The sequence below is a fragment of the Vibrio ostreicida genome (assembly GCF_013074385.2).
In the GTDB taxonomy this organism is placed as follows: domain Bacteria; phylum Pseudomonadota; class Gammaproteobacteria; order Enterobacterales; family Vibrionaceae; genus Vibrio; species Vibrio ostreicida.
In genome coordinates this window covers 187,073-210,232 of record NZ_JABEYA020000005.1, presented here as the reverse complement: position 1 = coordinate 210,232, position 23,160 = coordinate 187,073, and the positions used below count along the sequence as shown (strand labels likewise).

The window sequence follows — 23,160 nt, the reverse complement described above, 5'->3', positions numbered from 1 at the left end:
ATTTCGCCTATTTACTGAGTTGTGGTAGAGCAAAGAGGTGAAAGCCAGTTAACGCAACGTGCTTCCCCTCATCATTACCAAAACTGAATTCTTTGTATTGAATGTCGAAGGTCATACGCTGGCCAACGCACTGTTTGAGCGTCTGGCCTGCTTTGCCTGAATTCCACAGTTCCGCACTGATTTTGACCTCAATCGTGTCGGTGGGGTGTGTGGTGATGAGGTTAATTTTCCCCAATAGCAACAGCTCACCGCCGCGCCCCGTTTTGGATTCTTGAATGATGTCCGATTCGTCTAAAATTAATCCTTCGAGTTTCATAGTTATTACCTTTATTGACGTTTAAAAAAGTGAAAAGCGGGAGTTATTGACACAAGTCCAAGGGCGACATCAATGGCGCATGTCTGGCGGGGCTGCGCCCACCAAACACGCGCCCTCGATATCGCCTAAGAGCACAAGAGCTTGCAACTCTTCGATATAAGCAACGTATTCCTCATATTGTGCATAACGCTGTTCAGCCATTCGCGTATATTCGGCTTGCGCTTCGAGCGCATCAAAGAAATCAGCCGTCCCTTTCATAATGGTTTTCTGAGCAGCTAAGAACTGCTGTTTATTTTGCGTTTTCCAGTTACGAAAACGAGTAGCCAAAAACACATTCTTAAACAGAAGGCCAGACACGCGACCTTGAGCCGCATCACCAAAGCGAGTGGGGGAGAATTCACCGGACGTTAATAGCTTTTCGATGGCGTCCGGCGCGTTGTATTGAACACGGACAGGCTGGTCTTTGCGCTTAACGAAAACGCCTCCCATCGCCTGACAAAAATCCTTCCAATCGCCGATGTCAGCGGCTTTGCGTATCTTCTCAAGCATGTAATGCTCAGTTTCACTAATGTCTGATAACACGGTGCTATCCTCTTTAAATTCGTCTCTCAACCGACGCATCTCACGCCACACCGTAACCGACGGACCGCCTATGAATTGAAATTGTTTGATTTGATTCACTCGCGCCCAAGTGACAACACGCTCAGCCGCCTCAATACCGCTTAATCGAGAGCCTTTATCACAATCGATATGCTGACCATCAATGTTTTTGCTCAGGTACTTAGCGACATAACCAATGGCGGACCCTTTTTGCCAATCAATAGTCTTTGCTTTGAATCGATATTTCTTAGCGCCGCGCTCACTTGGTGAATCACTCATAGCAAGACGATTAAATTCATGGGTGACGGTTTCACGATGCTCTGGACGCATGAACAGCAAAAAGTGATGATGAGGCGTACCGTCTTGATGTGGCTCCGCAATGCGTATTCCATATAGTTTGATGTCCTTTTTATCGAGCAGCTTTCCAAGATCCTGCCACACATCCATTAAATGTAAGTGCGCTTGCTTTGCGGTAGGCTTGCCAGCCTGTAACCATTTAGGATTCACCTCACCGTTAGAGACAGCATGAAAGCGGCTAGGGGCTGTAGTGGTATAAAAAACAGCGTCATGACCAGACTCTTGGGCGATTTCTTCAAAGCCACGTAAGCGGGTGAACATTTCGCCACGGCGAAGCTCAGTGTTTGAAACGGATTTTTTGGACAGTTCAGCGATAGTGAACCAGTTTTCTAAATCGTCCTCATCAAAAGCAACGGTATTTTCAAGCACTTGCTCATTTGATGCGATGCGATCACGTTGGCGATAGACTGAGAAATCAGAGCAATAGACTTGCTTTCTCTCTTGAACAAGTGCCAAGTCTCTTGAGACCTGTTCGACTGTTAACGCACATTTTTTGCGTAACTGTCTACGAAGAAAAATTTCATCACAAACGCGATTGACCAGTGAATACAATTCACCTGATGAGGACTTTTGAGCGATCAACTCATCACGGAAAGAAAGCCCGAGGGATTCGAGCAGCTCACAGGCTTTAGCAAACTGATGAGATTCACCCTCAATAGAGAGAATTTGCTTAGCGAACGAGCGTGATTTTGCTTTCGCGAGTTGACAAACATCCTCATCACTCATTGCCGCACTATAGGTATGTTGAGTAAGCCTAGCGTTGGCGGCTTGCACTTCAATAAAGGCTTGACGCTCGTTTTGCTTCTTGGCTATGTCCAAATATGAACGCTTCATATGACGGCCAAAGTCACCATTACGGCGAAATAAGGGCGCAAGGTCATAACAAGGGTTTGAGAAAACAGGGCGCACATTATCGGAAACATCCCAAGAATGAATAGCTTGCGTTAAGGCATGACGGCGCAACGATTGATATTTATTGTTTGAATCGGTGTGGTCAACGAAATCAAGAGACCTAACTAACTGGTTATCGAAGTGCTCAGTCAGTCGAGGACGGTTAGACGTTTCAACAGGTTGAAAATCAACGTGCTCATACGTGTTGGTTTTGAGGTCGTGCACCAAGCGAAGCATATTATCAAGCGCCTTTGACTAGTTGAGGGATGACCACCAAGGGCGAAAGCGTCAAGGTCCAACGCCCAAGGCAGTCAAATTCGATTTGTAGTAATCGTAAATACTAAAAGTAGTATTTACAAGATACTGTAAATCGAATTTTTTAAGTTACAATAAGAAAAACGGAGGTAAGAAAATGTATGCAAACGAACTGTTAGATAGCTATAAAAACACCAAAAATTACATACAAGACAAGCAAGTAGCACATGACTTGAACGTTTTGCCGAATGTAATTAGCAAAATAAGAAAAGGTATTCGCTATGTAACTGATGAAGAAGCAATTTTTTTAGCTAAAGGCGCAGGACTAGACCCAGAGCTGGCTTTACTTGGGTGTCACGCTGACCGCAATGAAAACCCGAACATAAAAATGATGTGGGCGAATATCGCAAAAAAGTATAACGGGCTAGGTTTTCAAGGTTTATCAATTGCTTGCGGCGGCTTGGCGATGTGGATTGGCAGCCCATCAGAGTCACTAGCTCGGTGCGTATTATATGTATTATGTTAAATTGTGTGTGCGTATTAATAAGGGCTTATCTTTAGAGGACTCCCCTTATCCTCCAGAATATTAATCTGTTGAACATAACTGTATTTACCATAAAATACATAATAATCATTCTCTTCAATCAAAGATTAATCGCAATGATTATTAGCAAACCGTTTATTTATATCGAGTATCGCCCGATGTGAGCGGCTTAATGGATTTTGATGTTACGAATATAATTGAGGCCAAACATGAGAGGTTTGGCCTAGAAATCAGAGGGGGAAAACAGAGTTAGCCGCCTGATAATTTGACGATATGGCCTTTCTTTTCAAGGTGTGCCTTGATTTTGTCGCGAGCATCACCTTGAATTTCGATTGTGCCGTCTTTAACGGCGCCGCCGCAACCACATACTTTCTTGAGTTCTGCCGCGAGTAGCTTGAGTGGTGCGTCATCAAGATCGAGCCCAGAGACAATGGAAACCCCTTTGCCTTTACGTCCTTTAGTTTGTCGCTGGATGCGAACGATACCGTCGCCTTGAGGCCGCTCGGTTTTTTCTTCTTGTGGTTTGATTCGGCCAATATCTGTTGAATAAACGAGACTCATGAGTTGTTACTTCTTCTGTGCAGCTTGTTGTCTAGAGAGTAAGTATGCCTCTATATGCTTTTGGATCGCAAGCTTTCCACCCTTAATCAATTTACCATTAAAAAAACAATACCAGCTGTTTGGTTCTCCCGTATCATTTTTAAGCGTAAAACCATGAAAGTTTTCTTGGGCAGGTTTACCCTCTTCCTGCTTTTTATTGTTTAAGGAGCCAAATTCTTTCGGGTCTATGATGGTTGCCGTGTCGCAAAACCAATCAATGCTTTTTTTTACCGCAGGCATACTGCCAGATAATAGGTGATTCTTTATCTGAACTTGCCAAAGATCTGTCGAGCTTCCAGCAGTTTTGAGGGTGAAACCTCGGTAAGTCGCAGCAGCCATAATCAAAGTCACTTAGTAATAGGATATTTTAATAATAATTGTATATTGTGCTTAATCAAGTATTCTAGGTAAGTATAGTTCTGTTATAGTGCGTTTGAATGCGAAAAAATATTAGACCAATCACAGATTTAAGTCTTAAAGACGTACTGATACCTCAATTTGGTCGCCCTATTACCATTGGTGATCTCAATAAATTGACGGTTGAACAGTATGCTAAAAACTCCTTATTGGCGATGACAAAAGACTGGAATCTGTTCACACACTTTTGTCGACATAAATCGTTAAGCCCTCTGCCCGCTCAGGCTTCAACCGTTCGCATGTTTCTCGAACAAGAATCTCAAGACAGGAAATACGCCACCCTTAGGCGTTACAATGTCACAATATCGTTGGTGCATCGTATATTTGGGCTTGATGATATTACTCAACACGCTGCCGTACAGCAGGCTCTGGGCCAATTTAGAATCGATAAAGCTGGCGATGCAAAGTCGACCATTCCCTTCGAACGTCATCACCTGATTTCATTGACAGATAAACTGGAACAGTCACTTTGTCCCAAGGTAATTCGCGATCTTGCTATTTATCACATTATGTTCGAATGTATGCTGAAACGCTCAGAGCTTAAGCGCCTAACCCCTAACCATCTTCAAGTTATTGATGCCCAGCTTCATGTTGCGCTTGGTGACCATCTTTACCGACTGTCGTCGACGGCACAATCTCAGGTTGAACGTTGGCTAAAAAGCAAACCAGTCGACCATCCATTTTTGTTTAGCGCGATCGATAAGCACGGGAATATTGCCATGGAGGCGCTTGATGATTCTTCTATCTATAGAATACTGCGTGCTGCCAGTGAGAAATTAAGGCTCAATGTGGCGTTTTCTGGCCAGTCTTTACGGGTGGGTGCTGTCAAAGACATGTCTCGCCGAGGGGCAAAGACGAAAGATATTCAACACTTTGGTCGTTGGCTCAGCCCAGCGATGCCCTATCAGTATCTTGGGAACAAGAACATCGCTGATGCTGAGAAAATGGTGTTTAAACGTTTTAAGCCTTGGAGTTAGCGTGCTCGTTTGACACAGTCAGCAAGGAAGTCGCGAATTTGAACACCGCTTTGCTCTACCATTTTGGGGAACATCGAAATCGGAGTCATTCCTGGGAACGTATTCACTTCATTAAGGTATACCTTGCCCTCTGGTGTTAGGAAAAAGTCAATCCGAGATAAGTGGCGCAGTTGCATTTGCGTGAAGACTTTTTCACAGGCGTGTTGGATGGTATCCCGCTGCTCTTGGGTTAAATCGGTGGCTTCAACATCCGTTTTTGAATGACTGTCTGAGCTGTACTTTTCTTTATACGAATAAAAAGAGTTTTTAGGTGCTTTAATTTCGCCCGGCGGAGTCAGGTGCAATTGGCCCTGATATTCATACGCCGCTACCTCAAGTTCTCTTGGGGTTATCGCTTGTTCAATCAAGACTTGATCAGAATAGCCAAATGCATCATTAATCGCTTGCTGTAGTTGCTCTAGGCTTTCGACTTTGTAACAACCGACAGAAGAACCTTGGCGCGCGGCTTTGACAAATACACTGCCCCACTCCTTAAAGGCAGACTCTGCCTTGTTATAAGCCTGTTTATTGTTTTCTGAGAGAAAAATATAAGGCGTGTTCGGGATACCTAAAGTGTCATACCAAAGTTTGGATGTGATTTTGTTGAAACTATTGTTACTTGCTTCCGGGCCACAACCAAGATATGGAATGTTGGCCAATTCGAGCATTGACTGTATGTCGCCTGTTTCACCCGGGAAACCGTGGATGCATGGGATGACAAAATCGATTTTTGTTGTACTCATCTCTGAGTTTAGCGTACCCGCATTGGTATCCAGATAGACTAAATCGTCTTTATCGAACCATCCATTTGGTTTCATTTCTACGCGAACAACCTCAAACTCTGGTGTTAATTCAAGTTGAGATTGAACATAGTTTGCTGAAATAAGGGAGATCTCATGTTCCGCAGAACCCCCACCGCAAAGTAATAAAATTTTTGTTTTAACCATCAAAAGATCGTTCCGTGAATAGCCAAGCGTTCGAAGGGATTATCATAATGAAAAAGGCACTAGGAATCATCGAATTATTACTATTATCGACGCTAATGCCGATTTAATCGTCATTAAAAAAGGGGCCGCAGCCCCTTTCACTGATTTAGTTCAGTTTGTTTAGCGTCGGATACTGAGAGTTCTTAACGGTATCAATGCTCTTCACAAAAGGCTTCATTGCTTGAAGTTCACCTGGGAGTTCAGAAATGGCTTTTTTCGCATCCATACGCGTTGGGTAATCGCCATAAAGAATGGTATACCATTTGGTGCCATTGACGACTTTGTAATTTTCCCAAACCGGCTGGTTGTCTCGGGGTAACTTACGAGCAAACTGGTCTACTTTTGTCTGGCTGCCTACTGCAACAACCTGAATCGTGTAACCATAACGGGGATTCATCGCCTTTTGTTTTGCCGTTGGCGGAATAATAGCGATCGCGGGCTTGGCTTTATGGGAGGTTTGCATACCGGTGTTGGCCATGTGTTGGTCAGTCATCGGTCTCACGGTTTTCACCGCCTCTTCCATGACACTATTGGTCATACCCTGCTCAGAAACAATCGGCTGCTCAATTGCCGCTGTTTTGTAATTTTCACGATAGCTTTCCGACGATACGTCTGTAACGTAGTCACTCGATACACACGCGGAAAGCACCACTGATAAGCCAACTATTGCGATTTTTTTCATGAATTCTTCAATGCCGTTTTTAGGAATTACTGTAAATCATGCCGTTAGATAGGCCCAGAATCAAGCCAACATTTTAATTATATATCAATACACTGTGACACATGGCACAAACTGAGAGGCACGTCGGGTGATCTGAATAAAACTACACCAATTAACTCAACTTTTGTCGGCTGTCTTGAGTAAGATTAGGCAACCCACCCTGCTTTATCGGAGCGTGTTTATGAACAACCTTATTCCTCTACTTAGGCCCAGATCTGTTGCCGTGATTGGGGCATCAAATAAGCCAATGCGAGCGGGAAATATTGTGATGACGAATCTTTTGCAAGGTGGGTTTGATGGGGCGATCATGCCGGTGTCACCAAACTATGCGTCAGTATGTGGTGTGTTAGCGTATCCAGACATAGCCTCGTTGCCCTTAACGCCGGATGTGGCGATTTTGTGCACCAACGCTACCCGCAATATTGAGGTAGTCACACAACTGGCTGAAAAGGGTGTGACCGCCGTCATTGTGTTGTCATCAGAGATGTATTTTGACACGAACGATGGCCTAACTATAGAGCAGACTTGCCTCCAAATCGCTCAAGCAGCAAAGATGCGAATGCTGGGCTCCAATAGCCTTGGTCTGATCCTACCATGGATCAATTTTAATGGCTCATTTTCCCCCGTGACCGCCCAGCGCGGTAATATTGCTTTTATCTCTCAATCAGCGGCAATGTGTACCACGATCTTAGATTGGGCCAACGACAAGAACATTGGGTTTTCCGCGTTTATCTCATTAGGGAATGCGTCAGATGTCGACTTTTCCGACTTACTCGATTTTTTGAGAGCGGATACTCATACCGAAGCCATCCTACTTTATGTTGATACCATCAAGGATGCGCGGCGTTTTATGTCGGCGGCACGCGCCGCCTCACGAAATCGACGCATATTGGTTCTCAAAGGAGGGAAAACCGCCGAAGGCCAACGGGCCGCTCGCGCTCATACGGGCGGCGACAGTACATTGGACATCATTTATGATTCCGCGATCACCCGTGCTGGCATGTTAAGGGTTGCCAATTCTCATGAGTTGTTTGCTGCGGTCGAGACTCTTACCCACGCTGTACCTTTGAGAGGTGAACGTTTGGCCATTATGACCAATGGCGGCGGTCCTGCGATTATGGCGGTGGATACGTTGCTGGCGCGGGGCGGTAAGTTGGCCGTTTTGCCTGACGATGTCGTCCAGCGTTTGAATGAGGTATTGCCTTCAAGTTGGAGCCAGCATAACCCTATCGATTTAGTCGGTGACGCTGGTCGTCAACGTTATATTGATGCATTAATGATTCTATTGGACAGTGATTGTGCCGATGCCATTCTTATCATGTATAGCCCGTCAGCGATTGCGCATTCAGAGCAAACGGCGCAAGCGATCGTTGAGGCGATAAAAGCACATCCTCGTCATCAACGTTTTAACCTTTTGACTAATTGGTCTGGCGAACTGACGGCAAGGCCGGCAAGGCGCATCTTTACTCAAGCGGGCATTCCCACTTATCGAACTCCTGAAAGTGCCGTGACCGCTTTTATGCACTTGGTCGAGTACCGTCGAAATCAAAAGCAGCTAATGGAAACGCCAACGACTGCGGAGCCAGTCCATATTCGCGAACTGACACAAGCCAGAAAGTGGATACAAGACAAACTTCAGGACCAGAGTGTGGTGAGCCTTGATACGCATCAACTTGGTCACTTCCTCAAATTATTTCATTTTCATGTGTTGCCGACCTGGATTGCTTCCGATGCCTGTGAAGCCGTTCACGTGGCGGAACAAATTGGTTATCCGGTTGCCGTTAAACTGCGTTCCCCTGATATTGTGCACAAATCAGAAGTTCAGGGGGTTATGCTCAATTTATACAGCCGCCATGACGTGGCGGCTGCGTCCCAAGCGATTCTCGATCGGGCACAGTTGTCTTATCCATCTGCTCACCTGCATGGCTTGCTCGTACAAGGCATGGCCAAACTAGGTGGCGGTGAGGAAATACGAATTAAGGTCAAAACGGATGATACTTTTGGCCCCGTCATTCTATTGGGTCAAGGTGAGTCTGAGTGGGACGAAGCCAAGGATGCGGTTTCAGCCCTGCCCCCGCTCAATATGACGTTGGCGAGATATCTCGTTATTCAGGCGATTAAGAGTGGCAAGATACGGCGGCTTAAACAGCCCAGTTCGCTCAATATCCAAAGTTTGTCTGAATTTTTGGTCCGGATATCGCAAGTGATCGTTGACTGCCCTCAAGTATATCAACTGGATATCCATCCAGTGCTAGCTAACGGCGAAACTTTGACGATTATAGATGCGGATCTCACCTTGAGAAACTACAGTGGAGAAACTCAAACACGGTTAGCTATCCGCCCATACCCTGTTGAATGTGAAAAGCCTAGCCAGTTATCGAATGGTGAAGCGATCCTGATCAGACCAATACTTCCTGAGGATGAGCCAAAACACGCTAGCTTTATTAATCGCGTGTCGAAAGACGATTTATATCAACGCTTTTTTAGTGATGTGGGCGAGTTTAATCATGAAGCACTTGCTAATTTCACCCAGATTGATTACGACCGAGAAATGGCGTTTGTTGCCGTAAAAAATAGGGCGTCGGATCCTGAAATCATTGGTGTATCACGCGCTCTGATCAATCCCGATAATACCGATGCTGAGTTTGCTATTCTTATCCGCTCTGATCATAAAGGGAACGGATTAGGCAAACAATTAATGCAATGTATTATTGATTACTGCCAGCAAAAAGGCACGTTGCAAATCTCTGGTATCACCATGCCCACTAATCGGGGCATGCTCAACTTGGCGCAAAAACTTGGTTTTACGCTGGATGTCCAGTTTGAAGAGAGCATTGCCGACATGGTCTTGCTGCTTAATCGCTAGCGGGGTATTCGTATTACCCTTTAAGCGTCCAGTTGTTTTTTAGGTACTTAATACACCATGACTTGGCTTCTCCCATTTGATGTCGCTTCCAGGCCAATATCAATTCAACATGAAAAGCTTCGCAACCACTGATTTCTTTCAGTTTTCCTTGCTCTATTAACGGTTTAGCCACCGAATGCGTTAATGTTCCAATCCCCAAACCGGCAGTGAGTGCTTCTATTTTAGTCGCGACGTTAGATACGGTAAGGCGTGGTTGTTTGTGGAGAACGTTGACACTGAGAGCCGGTTGTTCACGTGCGGTGTCCGCAATGGCAATCACGCGATACTTTGCCCTTGCATTTTCGTCAAATACCCCTTTTCTCTGGTGTACAAAATGGGTTGGTGCCGCGACCCATATCATACTAATTTGGCCAATCACCTCCGATTTTACGTCAAGAGAAATGCTGTCCGGTTTTGGACACACTAGCAAGTCACAGCGCTCAGCATCCAAGGATTCCCAGCACCCCGCGAGTATTTCTTCTTGAAGTCGCACTTGCGTTGAACTGACAAGGCTCAGTGCGTCGACCATAGGGAAAAAATTGTCGACGGGTATAATCCCATCAAAGGCGATGGTCATATCCAATTCCCAGCCATTGGCCAGGACGTTTGCGTCGTTGACCAGCTTCTCAGTGGCAGCGAGAATCGCTCGGCCCCGTTCCAGAATGAGTTTCCCCGCTGCGGTGAAACTGGCTTTATGCCCTGAACGATCAAAAATTACAATATCGAGATCGTGCTCCATCTTTTGAATTTGGTAGCTCAATGATGATGGCGCTCTATCCAATTCATTGGCTGCAGCGGCAAAGCTACCTCTGCGGTCGATGGCATCAAGGATATGCATGGCTTCTAATGTGATTGGGCTCTGCAATATTGTTACTCCTATCAACTAATATTTAATTTTAAGTGATTTATATCACATTAACAGAGATTTAAGTGAACTTTTACAATTAGAGAATAACATCTTATCTAATTGTAATTTAAGTATTTATTTAAAAATTAACCGTCCTAACCGCATTTTTCGTTGATAAATACCAATGAGAACGATAGTAATTATCATTTGGATCATTTAGAGTACAGCCCACGTAAACATCTGCACTATTATGGACCTCAACAATGTATAAAAAATCGCTACTATCAGCGTCAGTCGTGCTGGCTCTTACTTCAAACGCTCATGCTCAAGAGTATGCACTATTTGAAGAAGTCGTGGTATCGGCAACGAGAACGGAACAACAACTTGAAGATGTCGCTGGGTCTGTCTCCGTCGTCACCGACAAGCAAATTGAGAAAACGTTATCGTCGAATGTTGATGATGTCTTGCAGTATACCCCGGGTGTAGATGTTGTTTCTGATGGCCGGATGGGTATCCAGCATATTAATATTCGTGGTATGGAAGGAAACCGTGTCAACATATTGGTTGATGGTGTTTCACAGCCCTATCTTTATGACCAGTCATTTTCTTTTATCTCTTCTGGTCGTATTGCCCTCGACACTGATATGATCAAAGCGGTGGAAGTGGTAAAAGGGTCGGCGTCTAGCTTATATGGTTCAGATGGTATTGGTGGCATCGTCGCCTTTCAAACCAAGGACCCGAGTGACTTTCTAACAGAGGGTGATGGGTTTGGAGGGCAAATCAAATTCGGTTTTGACTCTCGCAATGACGCATTTACCGAGAACGTTGTGTTGGCAAATCGTAGCGGTGACTTAGAGACGATGGTCGCCTATACCCGCAATGATGCCGAGTTAATCGATAACTTTGCACAAGGAAATTACCAAGACTACTCGCCAAAAGATGTGAATGCGAAAGCAGACAACCTTCTTGTCAAACTTCAGTATCAAATTGATAGCGCGAATCGCATTGAATTTACCGGTGAATCCATTGCTCAAAAGGCGTCCGGTAATATCGAGCATGCTTCTTTCTCCTCGTACACCAACAATGATACGACGGATCGCACTCGCCTGAGCCTCAAGCATATTTGGAAAGGAGAAACCGCTCTGGCCGACAAAGTCAGCACTCAAATAAGCTGGTTGTCGCATGAGCAAAATAACATCACTGATCGTGTTGGGACTTCCCGCGGGAGTGTTGTCAATGAAATTAAAGACTATTCATACGAAGACAAAGGCATTCAAAGTGATGTCCAGATTGATAAATACTTGTCACTGGATAACTCGGAACACTTTTTTACCTATGGCCTAGCACTTGCGAGAAAGGATATTCGTAATGATAACAATATTATCGATCGTAGCAACAATGATCAGGCCTCGACCTACTTTTATCAACCTAACGCGACAGAGACTCGTATTGGCTTGTTTGTACAAGATCAAATCTCCTTTATGGAAGACGACCTTATTGTGACCCCAGGGGTGCGCTGGGACAAGTTTGAAACTAAGCCCGATGCCTCTACGACTGGGATCCCAAGCGGGCAAACGTATCAGACAAATTCTAGCTCAGCGTTGACGGCTCGCCTTGGCACCGTGTATTCATTCAATGACACCTCCAAAGTCTTTGCCCAGATCAGCCAGGGTCATCGAGCGCCAACGTTTGAAGAGTTGTACTATTCGATGCCGGGGCACGGCTACACGAATGTTCCAAACCCAGATTTGGAATCAGAGGAAAGCATTACCTATGAAACGGGTTATCGTCATAACACCGATGTTTCTCACTCCGAGATAGCCATCTTCTATAGTGATTACAAAAACTTTATTGATGTTGTCGATATTGGCGCAGGCGCCTCTGAGTTCCAGCACCAAAACATTGGCAAAGCGACCATCAAAGGCATTGAATTTTCAAACCAATTGGCGGTGAGTGAGTTGTTTGACTTGCCGAAAGGGTTGTCGAGTAATATCGCCGCCAGTTACACTCAAGGTGAAGATGGCGAGAACAAACCTCTCAACTCTATCCAACCTTGGAACGCCGTGTTGTCTTTTGACTATGATGCGCCGAGCAAAATGTGGGGAACCAGTTTGGCCATGAAGTATTACGCAGAGAAGAAACTGTCCGACATTAACGTTGACCCAGATGGCAGTATCAGAACTGCTGATGAAGTCGGCACACCCAGTGCTACTGTGATTGATTTGACGGCCTACTATCGCCCGATGGACGACCTGACGCTGAGAGCGGGTCTGTTTAACCTAACTGATAAAAAGTATTGGAAATGGAATGATGTCCGCGGCGAAGGCGCATTGAATGATGATGATACACAAGCGGGTCGCAATTGGGCCGTCACCGCTCATTACACCTTCTAAACATTTGGCCGTATTAGAAGACTGATTCACAAAGTCAGCGTGTGCTGGCTTTGTTGTTTTCTCACCCGGTATAAACAAAAAGCTCCTATTAAGGAGCTTTCACGTTCATTCAAAAAAGAATACAAAAATGGTATGAATGAAACTGTACTATTTTGAGCTTGTCATCTCTTTCTTAACCATGACCGCTGATGTGACGATGAAAGCGATGATAAGACCTAGTTCCATTGTAGAATTCCTATTGTTTGCAAAATTGATCGAGTGATTTTATTCGGCGTAATTCTAACAGCTTTCCAATTCATTGATAGCGTTTGACGAGATTTTTAACAATTTTGTGCTCTAAAGTATAAAAAAGCCTTGTTATCGTTATTTTTAACAGTCACCTTCGTCAATTAAGAGGAAATTTCGTGAGAAGACATCTCGAAAGTTTGATCATTTCACCGCCACTTTACCGCCAATGATTTTGTAAGCGGGCGTCCCTCGTATTAAGGTTTCTCGGGCAAATTCTGCGCCACAGCCTGGGCAACGACAATCACCATCCGTATAATCGTCAACGATGCGCTCTTTAAAGCACTTAACCAACGCCCCCTTGCCACCTTTACGGTATTTTAAAAGTGCGTGATGACACTTTACACATTTAATATCAATGGTTTGGGAGGGCTGTTTCTTATTCGGTTTTGCCATCTCAACAGTCACTCACGTCATCAAAATGCTCGGGTTTAACCCATACCTGACTGAAGTCAAACCAGCCCAACGCATTTGATTTGGCATTTTGCAGCGAGCCACACTGATCTTTGCTGACGCCTAACCAACAGTGAAACATGGGAATAATTTGCATCGCATCAACCAAGGCGATACCTAGGGTTTTAGCAGGAAAAGTAGATTTTTCCTGTGCTTGCCACGTTTCAACGATGTTTGTCCATTCTCTGAAATCTTCCGCTTTGCTGACCAAGTTGATATCACTGTAGTTCAGTAACCAAGCGACCAAGGCATCGTCTCTATGATTGGCGATGCCCATTGGCTTAATCCAGATATCCACTTGTTCGATATCGGGTAGCGAAATATCGTATTTCATCAGTTCAACATCAATATTATCCTGTTTAAGGAGCTCGACAATGCAATGAACAAGGGTCGGAAACATCGGGTGCTGAGCATGATACGCAATCGTGACTTTCCGATAGGAAGGGGGTGACGCATATTGTCCCTGACGTCGATGATGATACCAGCCAGGTTTTAAGCCATGGGCAGGCAGCACTCCAAGATCAACGATTTTATCTTGGGGGAGTTGCTGGTAAAGGTTGAGCGAGCTGAGCCTACAACTAAAGTAATTGGCCCATTCATCAGACTTGGCTAATCCATTGCGACGATTGAGCAGAAGGTAGGTGCACCCAGGATCAAGGTCTACATCATCGCTTAGTACGGTCACTGGGGGTTTCAGTGGGCTGGATAAGCTTGGGAACACCATCGAAGAGTGTACATCGTCAATGACCCACACCTCTACACGATCCATTAAAGGACGAAAACCAAAGTAACCATCAAAGGCGGATAAAATTAAGCGTTTATCGTCATTTTCGATGACTCGGTATGGCCCTGTGCCCACTGGATTTAGATCATAGTCATCCGAACGAGATTTTTCCGGCAGCAGGACTTTCGCCTCTGATTCTGAGAGCAAAAGTGGCAAGTAATGGTCTGCTCTGGTTAAGGTCACGTCAATGACACAACGGCTAGGGCTACTCACTTGATCAAGATGCCGATATAGGTTTGTGCTTTTGAGAGCTAACAAGGAATCGACGACAATGTCTGTGGTGAGCACATCACCGTTATGAAATCTAACATTCGGTCTTAGGTAAAAGCGCCAACGCGTTGGCGACAATTTTTCCCATGTATGAGCCAAATCGGGGCACAGGTTTTCATTGTCATCCAACCGTGTTAAGCCACTAAATACCTGCCTAACAATGTGTTGCTCTGAGCGACGCAGAGGTTTAGTCGGGTTTAACATGGAGAGCGGACGATAATAAGGAAGACGAACCACCTGCTGCCCAGCGTGTTGTTGAACTCCAAGGTAGCGCTCGACCACCTGAGCCAACTTGGCGGAGTCTTGATCAAGAACGTTTAACGCCTGAGCAATTTTCCCTTCTTCAAGGTACCGACGAGCTAAGTTTTCACTGACATCGGTGCGGCTTCGTTTGAAGACCAACTGTGAAAGTTTGGCTCTGCCCGGAGAGGGATGCCATTCGATCCAACCCTCTTGTTCCATCTTATTTAGGACGATCCGTGCATTGCGACGCGTGCAAAAAAGAATATCGGTAATGTCTTCTAATTGAACGCCACAATCTTTTCCGTTGTAATGCTCAAACAAGGCTTCGAATTGAACGCGCAGTCTGGGGCTACTCATAAAGGGGAAATCTCATCCATCTTAGATTGCTTTAAGTTTCCTTATTTAATAATCCATAAGCAAGCCCAATGTTTGATTATTGGATTTCAAGCCCTATTTCGTTCGCGATATCTTGTAATTGCTCTGTGTTGTCCAATTTTAACGACCACTTTGTTTCACTGCCGTTGGCTGCAATCACATTGGCACCACCACCAATGAGTTGTACGGCATCCACCTGAGCTTCTAGGGTTACCTTATGTTTAGAAACAAGTTTGATTACAATTTCGTAAGGCGTAACAATCACTTTTCCACCAGTAAAATTAATGACCATTTATTTTCCCCCCTTTCAAGGATTGTTTTTCATTGCGGACTTTCTTTACCGCGATCGTCAAACGGCTACTACACACCAAGCGGCCACGTTGATCGGCAAGGTTTATTTGCCATACCTGAGTTGAAACTCCAAGGTGGACAGGTTCAGCACGCCCTACGACTAAGCCTTCTCGCATTGTGCGTATGTGGTTGGCATTGATGTCTAACCCGACACAATACGCGTCTTCCGTGACGCAAAAATTGGCGGCCACCGAACCCAAGGTTTCAGCCAAAACAACCGATGCGCCGCCGTGCAACATACCAAGGGGTTGATGAGTAAAAGCACAAACAGGCATCGTCGCTTCAATAAAATCATCGCCAACTTGGCTATAAACAATATTAAGATGCTCGATGAGGGTATTTTCGGAACTGGCGTTGAGTCTTTTGAGGTCGATCGGGCGTTTCCAGATAGTCATAGTCTTTCTCATTACTGTTATGTACCCACTAGTGTAACCCAATGGTATGATGAGAAAAAATCAATCACGATTCGGAGTCTTTGATGAAAACTTGGTTGAAGTGCAGTGTCTTCGCCACGGCCATTGCCATTGCGGGGTGTGGTGCTTCCCCGACTGGGCGTCACCAACTCCTTCTCTTTTCGGATAACGACATGAGCGCGCTGGGCGCTCAATCGTTTGGCCAGATGAAGCAACAGCAACCGATTAGTAAAGACAGCAAGATCAACGCTTATGTTCAGTGTGTATCGAAAGCCTTGATTGAACAGTTGCCTGCCCAATTAGAGTTTAGTGAGTGGGAAGTGGTCGTATTTGACAGTGATCAGGTGAATGCGTTTGCTTTGCCGGGAGGTAAAATCGGTGTCTACACCGGCTTACTGAAAGTGGCGAACAACTCGGATCAATTGGCGGCCGTTATTGGTCATGAAATTGCTCACGTCTTAGCCGAGCACGGTAATGAAAGGTTGTCTCAATCTCAACTTGCCGACGCTGGGATAAAACTGACCGGGGTGGCGATTGGGTCATCTGGTTACGCTCAATATCAACAGACGGCGCTGGCCGCTCTTGGTTTGGGTGTTCAATACGGGGTGTTACTTCCTTATGGGCGTACTCAAGAATCTGAAGCCGATATTCTTGGGCTAGAGATCATGGCCAAAGCGGGTTTTGATCCCCAACAAAGCCTCCAGTTATGGAAAAATATGGCTAAGGTCGCTGGCGGGCAGCAACCACCCGAATTACTCTCGACTCACCCGTCTCACGACAGTCGAATTCAGGATCTTTCCGCTAAGATACAGATCTTACCCCACTACCCTGTAAGTAAACCGGATTGCTGATGCCCATTTGGGGAGCATGTCTCCCCAAAATCTAAGCACCCAGTATTATCAATGGTAATCTCAGCAGTTGGTCACCTGTTTGTGCAAAGTAAACGATAATGCCGATCAATGCTGACACCAATGAGGCATACCAAATAGCAGAAACTACCTGACCGTAGCGAGCCAACGGTAATAGGTGGCTATGATGTCGTCCGCGCCATTCCAGTGCAATCTCCAGACTCCCCATGATCAGCAAGAAGCCGAACAAAGTTAGACCTAACGAGTAGCTGAGTACCACGCCCCCAATGGCTGCGAGTGTGCAAACCACCATGCCCGCGACGCTGTTCATCGAAAAGCTGATGCTCTTTAATACATGCCCCCCATCTAAAGGCAACACTGGCAGTAAGTTAAAGAGGTTGAGGAAAGCATTGAACACGGATAAACCAGCAAAAAACATATCCCCCGTCGCCCAGTACGCGATCAGAAGCAAGACCGACAAGACCAGACCAAACATCGGCCCCATGATTGAGATGACGACGTCCTGCCAGCGTGTATTGATTTTTTCATCACTGAGCGCCAGTCCACCGAGAAACGGCACCAGATAAATGCCTTTGGTCTTCATGCCAAAGTATTTCATTGCTCTCACATGACCGTATTCATGAAAGACCAAGCAGGCTATCAGTGCCAAAGCAAACTGAAACGAAAACAACCATGAATACGCGGCAAGACTTGCTGAAGCCAATGCGACTTTGATCAGCTTAGCGCTCTTAAACCCTTTCATTGCGAGACTGAATAACCCGATCACGCTGAGTTTTTTTTCCGCTTTTGGCGGATTGTAGGGCGATTGTTGCTCTATGTCCTTGGTCTCTCTCTGGCCTGATAAGACCAATTGCTCGTTGACCGTCGCTTGATATTCCATAAGAAATGGCTGCCACTCAAGGGTTATTTCAAGCCGGCAAGATAAGGGGCGTGCTTCACTGATCAAAGTGAACTCGTGAGTAAAGTGCTTCTTATTGGCTCCGTCGGCATCCAATTGGGATACCAATTGGTTATCCCAAAATAGTTGTTGCCAGCCTGCGAGAGAGGCTTCTAGTCGCAGCGGTTTACCTAATAAATTTATGGCCAGTAGTTCCAAACGTTAACCTGCAAAGTTGAGCGAATGAGTCGCGCTCAATATACCGTTTGGACTTAAATCAGTAAAGTCGCTGCGACGACGGTTTAATCATGAAGTTGAACAGAAAGAGCTTGCCATCGGAGGGCCTTAATATCCCTTTATTTTTGATGGATAAAGTGGATAATGGCGAGCTTACATTACTACTACGATATTTGAGTCTGTTATGTCTTCAGAAGCGACCCTATTAGAACGCTGCCAATCCCAATGTGAGTTGTGCAGTGCCGACGCTCCATTAACCGCCTTTGCTGTGCCACCGCACAGCCATGTCACTGTTGATCACGCCATCATGGTGTGTGAGCAGTGTCTGAGTGAAATCGAAAAACCGCAAGATATTAATCATTGGCGCTGTCTCAACGATAGTATGTGGAGCCCTTTACCTGCGGTTCAGGTGACGGCCTGGAGGCAGCTTACGCGTTTGAACAGTGAAAGCTGGGCACAAGATTTACTCGACATGATGTACATGGAAGAAGACACCAAAAACTGGGCGTTGATCGGAATGTCAGACGATGATAAACATCTTGACAGTAACGGGGTAGAACTTGAGAAAGGCGATGATGTCACTATTATCAAGGATCTACCGGTGAAAGGCTCATCGATGGTCGTCAAACAAGGCACAGTGGTTCGGGGAATTGGCTTGGCGCAAGATGATCCTGCTCTCTTCTCTGGTAAAGTTGATGGCCAGTCTATTTGGCTTCGCTGTGAGTTTTGCCGCAAAAAGTAACGGAATAAAGACAAGGGTGCGTTTGGTGCTCTTGTTGTTTTACTCCTGCCCCCTGCCCCCTGCCCCCTGCCCCATGCTTAATCGACAGGCGATTCGCTGTGAGGAATGGCGTAGTCCGATTTGCCTTTTTGTTTTAGCAATTGGTGGTAACGGCCTGAGTTGAACATGGCCTTAAATCCTTGTTCACACTGGGCCAAGATGGTGTCTGAATCTGGGTATTTTCGGGATACCATTAGGTGAAGAGATGTGCCAGGAAAGGGCTCAGGCAATACGTCGAACTTATCTTTGGCATCAGGAAATAACGTGTTAATCCACTTCCAACCCGATTCAGGGTCGGCGGGTAAATAATCCATTCTGCCTTTTTGTAACAGGCGAAACGCCTGTTCTTCTGTTTGCGCGAGCACGTACTCTGCCTCTTGCTCATCAAACTTCTCCTTGATGTAATAACCAAGATACGTACCAACTCTAAACGTCATCAACTCACTGATGTTGCTGGGGGGCTCGGTAGGCGCAAGAGGTTCAAAAAAGAACACTCTGGGCGGATTGGCAGATTGAGTCAAAGGAAGCGAAAAATCAGCAAAAGTACGCCGTGTTTTAGTAGTGGCATAGGGGAACGCGGCAAAAGCTGATCCATGCTTTACCATGGTTTCTGCTCTTAGCCAGGGAACATAATTGATTTCTACGGTGTACGGGCCATTGCTGCACATCTCTGTCACCAAATCGACAAAGAATCCTTTTCCTTTACCCGCATTTGCATCCAGTACATATGGCGGCCAGACGTCGGTAACAAAAACAATCGGCTTAGCCACTGCCGTCCAACTGAATAGCCACAGCGCCAGTGTTAAGCGCCTTATTTTTCCCATGATAAGTACCTATTGGTTCTTCGTCCTTAACTATAGAATAGCCATCAAGAAAAGAACAGTACGTGACAATGTCACGTATTTATATTCATTACTCTATTTGTCCAGCAACGGTCTGGATGCGTTCAAAGCTACCTGGGGCTGTTACCCAAGCGACCACCGCATCAACGTCACTCAAGGGGTGTCTTAAATCAAATTGCCAAACACCCTCTGATGAACGACGTTGTTGGCGTTCGACCGCAATAAAATCATGCTCCAATGCTTTATTTTTATTCTCGCCAGCTTTGACTAAAGTGGTTTTGTTATTAACCAAAAAGATGATGGTGGCATCAAGCTGAGCAGCGCGATCAAAATTGAGTGAGAACTGGTTACCTTTACGACTGAGAATAAGACGAGTCGCTTCGGGTGAGTGTTGCTTAGGCAGTGTGCGGTTGACCCAGTTAAAAAAGCCTCGCCATTCCTTTCCATCGACCACAAAACCGGGTGTATACACGCTATCTACGACATCGTAGGCACGATACAGTCTTTGCAATTGGGAAAATTCTGCTTTTGCAAAGTCATCGTGCCAGCCAAGATAGTCCCAGTAGTCGACGTGGTAGGCGATAGGGATCACGTGTTTCCATAAATGTGGGTGATGCTCAAGTTCCGACAAAAAGCGGTCTGCGGGCGGGCAACTGGAACAGCCTTCAGAGGTAAATAGCTCAACAACTTGTGCAGGTTGGCCTTCATGAGACCAAATTTGTCCAGTCGATAGTGTTGAAGCAATGGACAAAGCTAATAGTGAATTCATCGATCGATCCCCAAGTTCAGATACTGATACTGACCGACTGACTCAGAGTTCTCTTTCATTGATGTCAAAAACAAAGACGCCAGCATTGTTGCTGGCGTCTTAAATATTCATTTTGTGTTTAGCGAGTTAGGCCAATATCTTTTTGCATGTGGCCCGACATGTTTCCGGCATAAAACGCACGGGGTGCATTGTCAGTAAAAAGAATATCGAACAAGTGTGCAATCAATCCTTTGAAAGTAACCGAGTAGGTTTTTTTGTCCATAGAGATTGGAGCGTCAACGGTCCCGATTTGCATTGTTTGTGCCATAAGTGCCTCTCTATAAATCATTTCATTTGTTTGCTTGAGGGAATAATAAGCAACTTCTTGCGTTACCAGAAATGACAATTCTTTACCCTTCGGATTAGTTTTTGTAATATAACAATTAATTAACAAAGGGGCGGAAGAATAATGCACTAAAACCGCTAAATTGTGAATAAACACTCACAAGGAACACATAGTGAGCAGTTTGTTAGTCTTTTAGTTTGCTTCTTGTCACATTTATTTCACATGGGAAAATGCAAAAACTTGCTCTGGTTATGAATTTTCAATTAGTAAAAGTATTCATTTCGTTATGATTGGCTGCCTTCACCCATTCAATGACTGTACGCATAATTGAGTCTTGCCCAATACAAAAAGGAGCCTATTTAGGCTCCTTTCAAAGTCGCAGTGGGCTCACTAGCGAGTTATATGCCCCCAATCGGGACAAAGTAAACCAATGCGGACCAAACGCCTACCCAGCTTACAACAATAACAATATCGACTAAATCTCTGCGCCACATGGAAACCTCCTGAGCACTATTTATCTAACTAACCCACTTATCAATTAGCAACCTTTGTGCCACCATATCTGCATTGGGTTGTTAGGGCGGTTGAGCCAGGCTGGATCATCACTCATGCATTCAATAAAACAATCGGCCATGGAGGTCTCTGTAATCACCCCTTCGCCTTGCATGTTGACGATGGCGTCGTAGCCCTCTTTGCCTTTCATGGTATAGGCTGACGAGGTGCCACAATACTCGCGCTCGTCGTCCACTGGGCTCCAACCACTGAGTTCAGAATAGATTTCTAAGTCTTGTATTCGCTTCCCCATTGGGGCATCAGGAAAATATTCAAAGTTGAGGTTAAAGGTATAGGGATAAGAGCCATCCCCTGTGCCGACAAGGCCGTTATTGGTGGCGTTATTGATTGCCCCTTCCAATACTGCGGCAATATCTTTCCCTTTCAGCAGATAGACGCCGACGGGAACCGCAAAAGGGAGCAACTTCCCTGCGACATCAGCAACAGAAACATCACCACGGTTAAGGGAATTACGAACTCCTCCCGCGTTGTGGATTGCGAAGTCGACAGCATGGCCTTGTTTATTCATGCAATAGGCAAAGGATTCGGCCACCAGAGGTGCAAGTTCACTGGCACCGAGATCATCAGGAATACGCACATGCCTCAGCTGACGGTTGGCATGGGCAATGACATGGCGTTGTAATTCTCGAACTTTATTGACGTACCTATCGGTCAACAATTTTTGTACGAAAGGGTCCTTTTTACATACCAACACATTCGGGTGATGATCAATATATGCCCTTGCAGTCCTGTAAGGAACGGTCTCCGTGGCTTGGCTCATACTCGCATCAAGGAAAACCCGGCGACCGAGCAGCAACTCATTTTTTCCTTCAAAGCGGGTTATGTGTCCGTCGGCGTTAAAATCGACATCGCAGTGGCCCATACTCAAGGCGTGATACCCTGCCTGAACCACATAAGTATGATTTATCTTAACCCCATATTCATCGTCCTTTTTGAGGCCAAGAGCGCTGAAGTCACCTTGTAAACGATGACTGTGTCCGCCGACAATCAGGCCAATGCCCTCCACGTGTTCTGCCATAGTGAGATCAGCGTCATAGCCCATATGGCTAAGTAGTATAATTTTGTTGATGCCTTGACGACGGATCAATTCAACCGTATTTTTTGCTGTTTCTTTCGCATTAATAAACGGGGTATCTGCATCAGGATTACTGATATCCGACATTTTATCCAAGGCCAATGAGAAGATCGCTATCGCCTCACCTTGAGCCTGCTTTACGATCCATTTGGCCGATCGTGTGCTTGGTTCAAATCCGTAGACATGTTGTTGATCTTTCAAGGTGTAACTTTTGTCATTGTGTTCTTGTGAAAGGTCCCAGTTGCCAGCGAGTAAGGGAAATTCAATCTGTCGAGCAAATTTGGCTACGGGTAAGTTGCCCATGTCGAGCTCGTGATTACCGAGCGCCATCGCGTCAATCTTTAACGCATTGAGCATTGTGGCGTTGGCTTCACCTTTAAATATAGAAAAATAAAGTGTGCCTTGAAAGCAATCTCCGGCGTGCAGAAAGAGCATAGTACGGTCGTCTGTGATCTTGTCTTCAAGCTGTTTTTTTCGACTTGCGATCCGAGCAAAACCCCCTGCGCTTACGTAGGGCTCTAGGGCTTGTCCATCGACATTAAGGGTCAGTTGAAGCGACGTTGGTTCAAAGTGGGAATGCGTATCATTAATGTGTGCTAGCCTGATTTTGGCGGCTTTATTGTTTTTATTCGTCATATTTTTCTCTCTTTTCCCTTACATCCTAACCCATCCTTGATGTCAAATTCATTAATTTTCACACTTTTATACTGCAACTTTATTGTCTATACACTCAGTAGTATGATGAGGATCTCCCAAAATTAGCAGGATTTACTCGCTGAAAAAGATTCAG

Annotated in this window: 22 protein-coding genes; 6 read left to right on the top strand and 16 right to left on the bottom strand. The window is 45.4% G+C overall.

Annotation, left to right across the window (positions count from 1 at the left end; translation table 11 throughout):
- Window positions 1–7: 7 nt before the first annotated feature.
- Complete coding sequence (locus HLM86_RS10165) at window positions 8–316, bottom strand: chemotaxis protein (RefSeq protein WP_170882651.1); 309 nt, start codon at window positions 314–316, stop codon at window positions 8–10.
- A 69-nt stretch (window positions 317–385) separates the two neighbouring features.
- Window positions 386–2,401 carry a replication endonuclease gene (locus HLM86_RS10160; protein WP_170882652.1) on the bottom strand — a complete coding sequence of 672 codons (2,016 nt, stop codon included), beginning with the start codon at window positions 2,399–2,401 and terminating at the stop codon, window positions 386–388.
- A gap of 175 nt (window positions 2,402–2,576) precedes the next feature.
- Between HLM86_RS10160 and HLM86_RS10155 the strand changes: the two genes are divergently transcribed.
- Window positions 2,577–2,945 (top strand): DUF3693 domain-containing protein, encoded by a 369-nt coding sequence (locus HLM86_RS10155; protein ID WP_170882653.1) that lies wholly within the window; start codon window positions 2,577–2,579, stop codon window positions 2,943–2,945.
- Window positions 2,946–3,212: 267 nt separating this feature from the next.
- On the opposite strand, the gene yciH is transcribed toward HLM86_RS10155, so the two are convergent.
- Both yciH and HLM86_RS10145 read right to left on the bottom strand, forming a co-directional pair.
- A complete protein-coding gene (yciH, locus tag HLM86_RS10150; RefSeq protein WP_076588742.1) occupies window positions 3,213–3,524 on the bottom strand; it encodes a stress response translation initiation inhibitor YciH in 312 nt (103 codons plus the stop codon).
- A gap of 6 nt (window positions 3,525–3,530) precedes the next feature.
- Window positions 3,531–3,902, bottom strand: coding sequence for a DUF3319 domain-containing protein (locus tag HLM86_RS10145; protein WP_076588743.1), 372 nt, complete (start codon window positions 3,900–3,902; stop codon window positions 3,531–3,533).
- Window positions 3,903–4,000: 98 nt separating this feature from the next.
- On the opposite strand from HLM86_RS10145, the gene HLM86_RS10140 reads away from it, so the two are divergent.
- Complete coding sequence (locus tag HLM86_RS10140; RefSeq protein WP_076588744.1) at window positions 4,001–4,957, top strand: tyrosine-type recombinase/integrase; 957 nt, start codon at window positions 4,001–4,003, stop codon at window positions 4,955–4,957.
- Here HLM86_RS10140 and HLM86_RS10135 read toward each other — a convergent pair.
- The gene (locus tag HLM86_RS10135; RefSeq protein WP_076588745.1) at window positions 4,954–5,943 is read right to left on the bottom strand and encodes a D-alanine--D-alanine ligase; all 990 of its coding nucleotides are present in this window, start codon (window positions 5,941–5,943) and stop codon (window positions 4,954–4,956) included. The genes HLM86_RS10140 and HLM86_RS10135 overlap by 4 nt on opposite strands.
- A gap of 145 nt (window positions 5,944–6,088) precedes the next feature.
- On the bottom strand, window positions 6,089–6,664 hold the full coding sequence (locus tag HLM86_RS10130) for an SPOR domain-containing protein (RefSeq protein ID WP_076588746.1): 576 nt from the start codon (window positions 6,662–6,664) through the stop codon (window positions 6,089–6,091).
- Between the two features lie 220 nt (window positions 6,665–6,884).
- On the opposite strand from HLM86_RS10130, the gene HLM86_RS10125 reads away from it, so the two are divergent.
- Window positions 6,885–9,569 (top strand): bifunctional acetate--CoA ligase family protein/GNAT family N-acetyltransferase, encoded by a 2,685-nt coding sequence (locus tag HLM86_RS10125; RefSeq protein WP_170882654.1) that lies wholly within the window; start codon window positions 6,885–6,887, stop codon window positions 9,567–9,569.
- Between the two features lie 13 nt (window positions 9,570–9,582).
- Here the strand turns inward: HLM86_RS10125 and HLM86_RS10120 are convergent, their stop codons facing one another.
- Complete coding sequence (locus tag HLM86_RS10120) at window positions 9,583–10,473, bottom strand: LysR family transcriptional regulator (protein ID WP_076588748.1); 891 nt, start codon at window positions 10,471–10,473, stop codon at window positions 9,583–9,585.
- A gap of 245 nt (window positions 10,474–10,718) precedes the next feature.
- Here HLM86_RS10120 and HLM86_RS10115 point away from each other — a divergent pair, with 245 nt between their 5' ends.
- Window positions 10,719–12,848: a TonB-dependent hemoglobin/transferrin/lactoferrin family receptor gene (locus tag HLM86_RS10115; protein WP_076588749.1), complete on the top strand. Its 2,130-nt coding sequence runs from the start codon at window positions 10,719–10,721 to the stop codon at window positions 12,846–12,848.
- A 429-nt stretch (window positions 12,849–13,277) separates the two neighbouring features.
- Here the strand turns inward: HLM86_RS10115 and HLM86_RS10110 are convergent, their stop codons facing one another.
- The 4 genes from HLM86_RS10110 to HLM86_RS10095 form a co-directional block, all read right to left on the bottom strand.
- Window positions 13,278–13,529: a hypothetical protein gene (locus HLM86_RS10110; protein WP_076588750.1), complete on the bottom strand. Its 252-nt coding sequence runs from the start codon at window positions 13,527–13,529 to the stop codon at window positions 13,278–13,280.
- Window position 13,530: 1 nt separating this feature from the next.
- Window positions 13,531–15,240 carry an SgrR family transcriptional regulator gene (locus HLM86_RS10105; RefSeq protein ID WP_170882655.1) on the bottom strand — a complete coding sequence of 570 codons (1,710 nt, stop codon included), beginning with the start codon at window positions 15,238–15,240 and terminating at the stop codon, window positions 13,531–13,533.
- Window positions 15,241–15,316: 76 nt separating this feature from the next.
- A complete protein-coding gene (locus tag HLM86_RS10100) occupies window positions 15,317–15,550 on the bottom strand; it encodes a DUF3389 domain-containing protein (protein WP_076588752.1) in 234 nt (77 codons plus the stop codon).
- Window positions 15,540–16,004: a hotdog fold thioesterase gene (locus tag HLM86_RS10095; protein ID WP_170882656.1), complete on the bottom strand. Its 465-nt coding sequence runs from the start codon at window positions 16,002–16,004 to the stop codon at window positions 15,540–15,542. The genes HLM86_RS10100 and HLM86_RS10095 overlap by 11 nt, the downstream gene beginning before the upstream one ends.
- 83 nt (window positions 16,005–16,087) lie before the next feature.
- On the opposite strand from HLM86_RS10095, the gene HLM86_RS10090 reads away from it, so the two are divergent.
- The gene (locus HLM86_RS10090; RefSeq protein WP_076588754.1) at window positions 16,088–16,873 is read left to right on the top strand and encodes a M48 family metallopeptidase; all 786 of its coding nucleotides are present in this window, start codon (window positions 16,088–16,090) and stop codon (window positions 16,871–16,873) included.
- A 31-nt stretch (window positions 16,874–16,904) separates the two neighbouring features.
- On the opposite strand, the gene HLM86_RS10085 is transcribed toward HLM86_RS10090, so the two are convergent.
- Complete coding sequence (locus HLM86_RS10085) at window positions 16,905–17,987, bottom strand: site-2 protease family protein (RefSeq protein WP_076588755.1); 1,083 nt, start codon at window positions 17,985–17,987, stop codon at window positions 16,905–16,907.
- Between the two features lie 202 nt (window positions 17,988–18,189).
- On the opposite strand from HLM86_RS10085, the gene HLM86_RS10080 reads away from it, so the two are divergent.
- Entirely contained in the window at window positions 18,190–18,747 is a 558-nt protein-coding gene (locus tag HLM86_RS10080; protein ID WP_170882657.1) for a PhnA domain-containing protein, read from the top strand.
- Between the two features lie 77 nt (window positions 18,748–18,824).
- On the opposite strand, the gene HLM86_RS10075 is transcribed toward HLM86_RS10080, so the two are convergent.
- The 4 genes from HLM86_RS10075 to HLM86_RS10060 form a co-directional block, all read right to left on the bottom strand.
- Complete coding sequence (locus tag HLM86_RS10075; protein ID WP_170882658.1) at window positions 18,825–19,610, bottom strand: substrate-binding periplasmic protein; 786 nt, start codon at window positions 19,608–19,610, stop codon at window positions 18,825–18,827.
- An 88-nt stretch (window positions 19,611–19,698) separates the two neighbouring features.
- Complete coding sequence (locus HLM86_RS10070) at window positions 19,699–20,397, bottom strand: DUF1223 domain-containing protein (RefSeq protein WP_076588758.1); 699 nt, start codon at window positions 20,395–20,397, stop codon at window positions 19,699–19,701.
- A 118-nt stretch (window positions 20,398–20,515) separates the two neighbouring features.
- Window positions 20,516–20,704 (bottom strand): hypothetical protein, encoded by a 189-nt coding sequence (locus HLM86_RS10065; RefSeq protein WP_076588901.1) that lies wholly within the window; start codon window positions 20,702–20,704, stop codon window positions 20,516–20,518.
- A gap of 556 nt (window positions 20,705–21,260) precedes the next feature.
- On the bottom strand, window positions 21,261–23,006 hold the full coding sequence (locus HLM86_RS10060) for a bifunctional metallophosphatase/5'-nucleotidase (protein ID WP_170882659.1): 1,746 nt from the start codon (window positions 23,004–23,006) through the stop codon (window positions 21,261–21,263).
- Window positions 23,007–23,160 lie beyond the last annotated feature (154 nt).

Excerpts from the sequence above, each read along its gene's own strand:
- HLM86_RS10095 (WP_170882656.1), bottom strand. The coding sequence starts at position 16,004 with ATGACTATCTGGAAACGCCCGATCGACCTCAAAAGACTCAACGCCAGT.
- HLM86_RS10090 (WP_076588754.1), top strand. The coding sequence starts at position 16,088 with ATGAAAACTTGGTTGAAGTGCAGTGTCTTCGCCACGGCCATTGCCATT.
- HLM86_RS10155 (WP_170882653.1), top strand. The coding sequence starts at position 2,577 with ATGTATGCAAACGAACTGTTAGATAGCTATAAAAACACCAAAAATTAC.
- HLM86_RS10075 (WP_170882658.1), bottom strand. The coding sequence starts at position 19,610 with ATGGGAAAAATAAGGCGCTTAACACTGGCGCTGTGGCTATTCAGTTGG.
- HLM86_RS10070 (WP_076588758.1), bottom strand. The coding sequence starts at position 20,397 with ATGAATTCACTATTAGCTTTGTCCATTGCTTCAACACTATCGACTGGA.
- HLM86_RS10065 (WP_076588901.1), bottom strand. The coding sequence starts at position 20,704 with ATGGCACAAACAATGCAAATCGGGACCGTTGACGCTCCAATCTCTATG.
- HLM86_RS10140 (WP_076588744.1), top strand. The coding sequence starts at position 4,001 with ATGCGAAAAAATATTAGACCAATCACAGATTTAAGTCTTAAAGACGTA.
- HLM86_RS10135 (WP_076588745.1), bottom strand. The coding sequence starts at position 5,943 with ATGGTTAAAACAAAAATTTTATTACTTTGCGGTGGGGGTTCTGCGGAA.
- HLM86_RS10080 (WP_170882657.1), top strand. The coding sequence starts at position 18,190 with ATGTCTTCAGAAGCGACCCTATTAGAACGCTGCCAATCCCAATGTGAG.
- HLM86_RS10130 (WP_076588746.1), bottom strand. The coding sequence starts at position 6,664 with ATGAAAAAAATCGCAATAGTTGGCTTATCAGTGGTGCTTTCCGCGTGT.
- HLM86_RS10110 (WP_076588750.1), bottom strand. The coding sequence starts at position 13,529 with ATGGCAAAACCGAATAAGAAACAGCCCTCCCAAACCATTGATATTAAA.
- HLM86_RS10145 (WP_076588743.1), bottom strand. The coding sequence starts at position 3,902 with ATGGCTGCTGCGACTTACCGAGGTTTCACCCTCAAAACTGCTGGAAGC.
- yciH (WP_076588742.1), bottom strand. The coding sequence starts at position 3,524 with ATGAGTCTCGTTTATTCAACAGATATTGGCCGAATCAAACCACAAGAA.
- HLM86_RS10115 (WP_076588749.1), top strand. The coding sequence starts at position 10,719 with ATGTATAAAAAATCGCTACTATCAGCGTCAGTCGTGCTGGCTCTTACT.
- HLM86_RS10105 (WP_170882655.1), bottom strand. The coding sequence starts at position 15,240 with ATGAGTAGCCCCAGACTGCGCGTTCAATTCGAAGCCTTGTTTGAGCAT.
- HLM86_RS10125 (WP_170882654.1), top strand. The coding sequence starts at position 6,885 with ATGAACAACCTTATTCCTCTACTTAGGCCCAGATCTGTTGCCGTGATT.
- HLM86_RS10160 (WP_170882652.1), bottom strand. The coding sequence starts at position 2,401 with ATGCTTCGCTTGGTGCACGACCTCAAAACCAACACGTATGAGCACGTT.
- HLM86_RS10060 (WP_170882659.1), bottom strand. The coding sequence starts at position 23,006 with ATGACGAATAAAAACAATAAAGCCGCCAAAATCAGGCTAGCACACATT.
- HLM86_RS10165 (WP_170882651.1), bottom strand. The coding sequence starts at position 316 with ATGAAACTCGAAGGATTAATTTTAGACGAATCGGACATCATTCAAGAA.
- HLM86_RS10100 (WP_076588752.1), bottom strand. The coding sequence starts at position 15,550 with ATGGTCATTAATTTTACTGGTGGAAAAGTGATTGTTACGCCTTACGAA.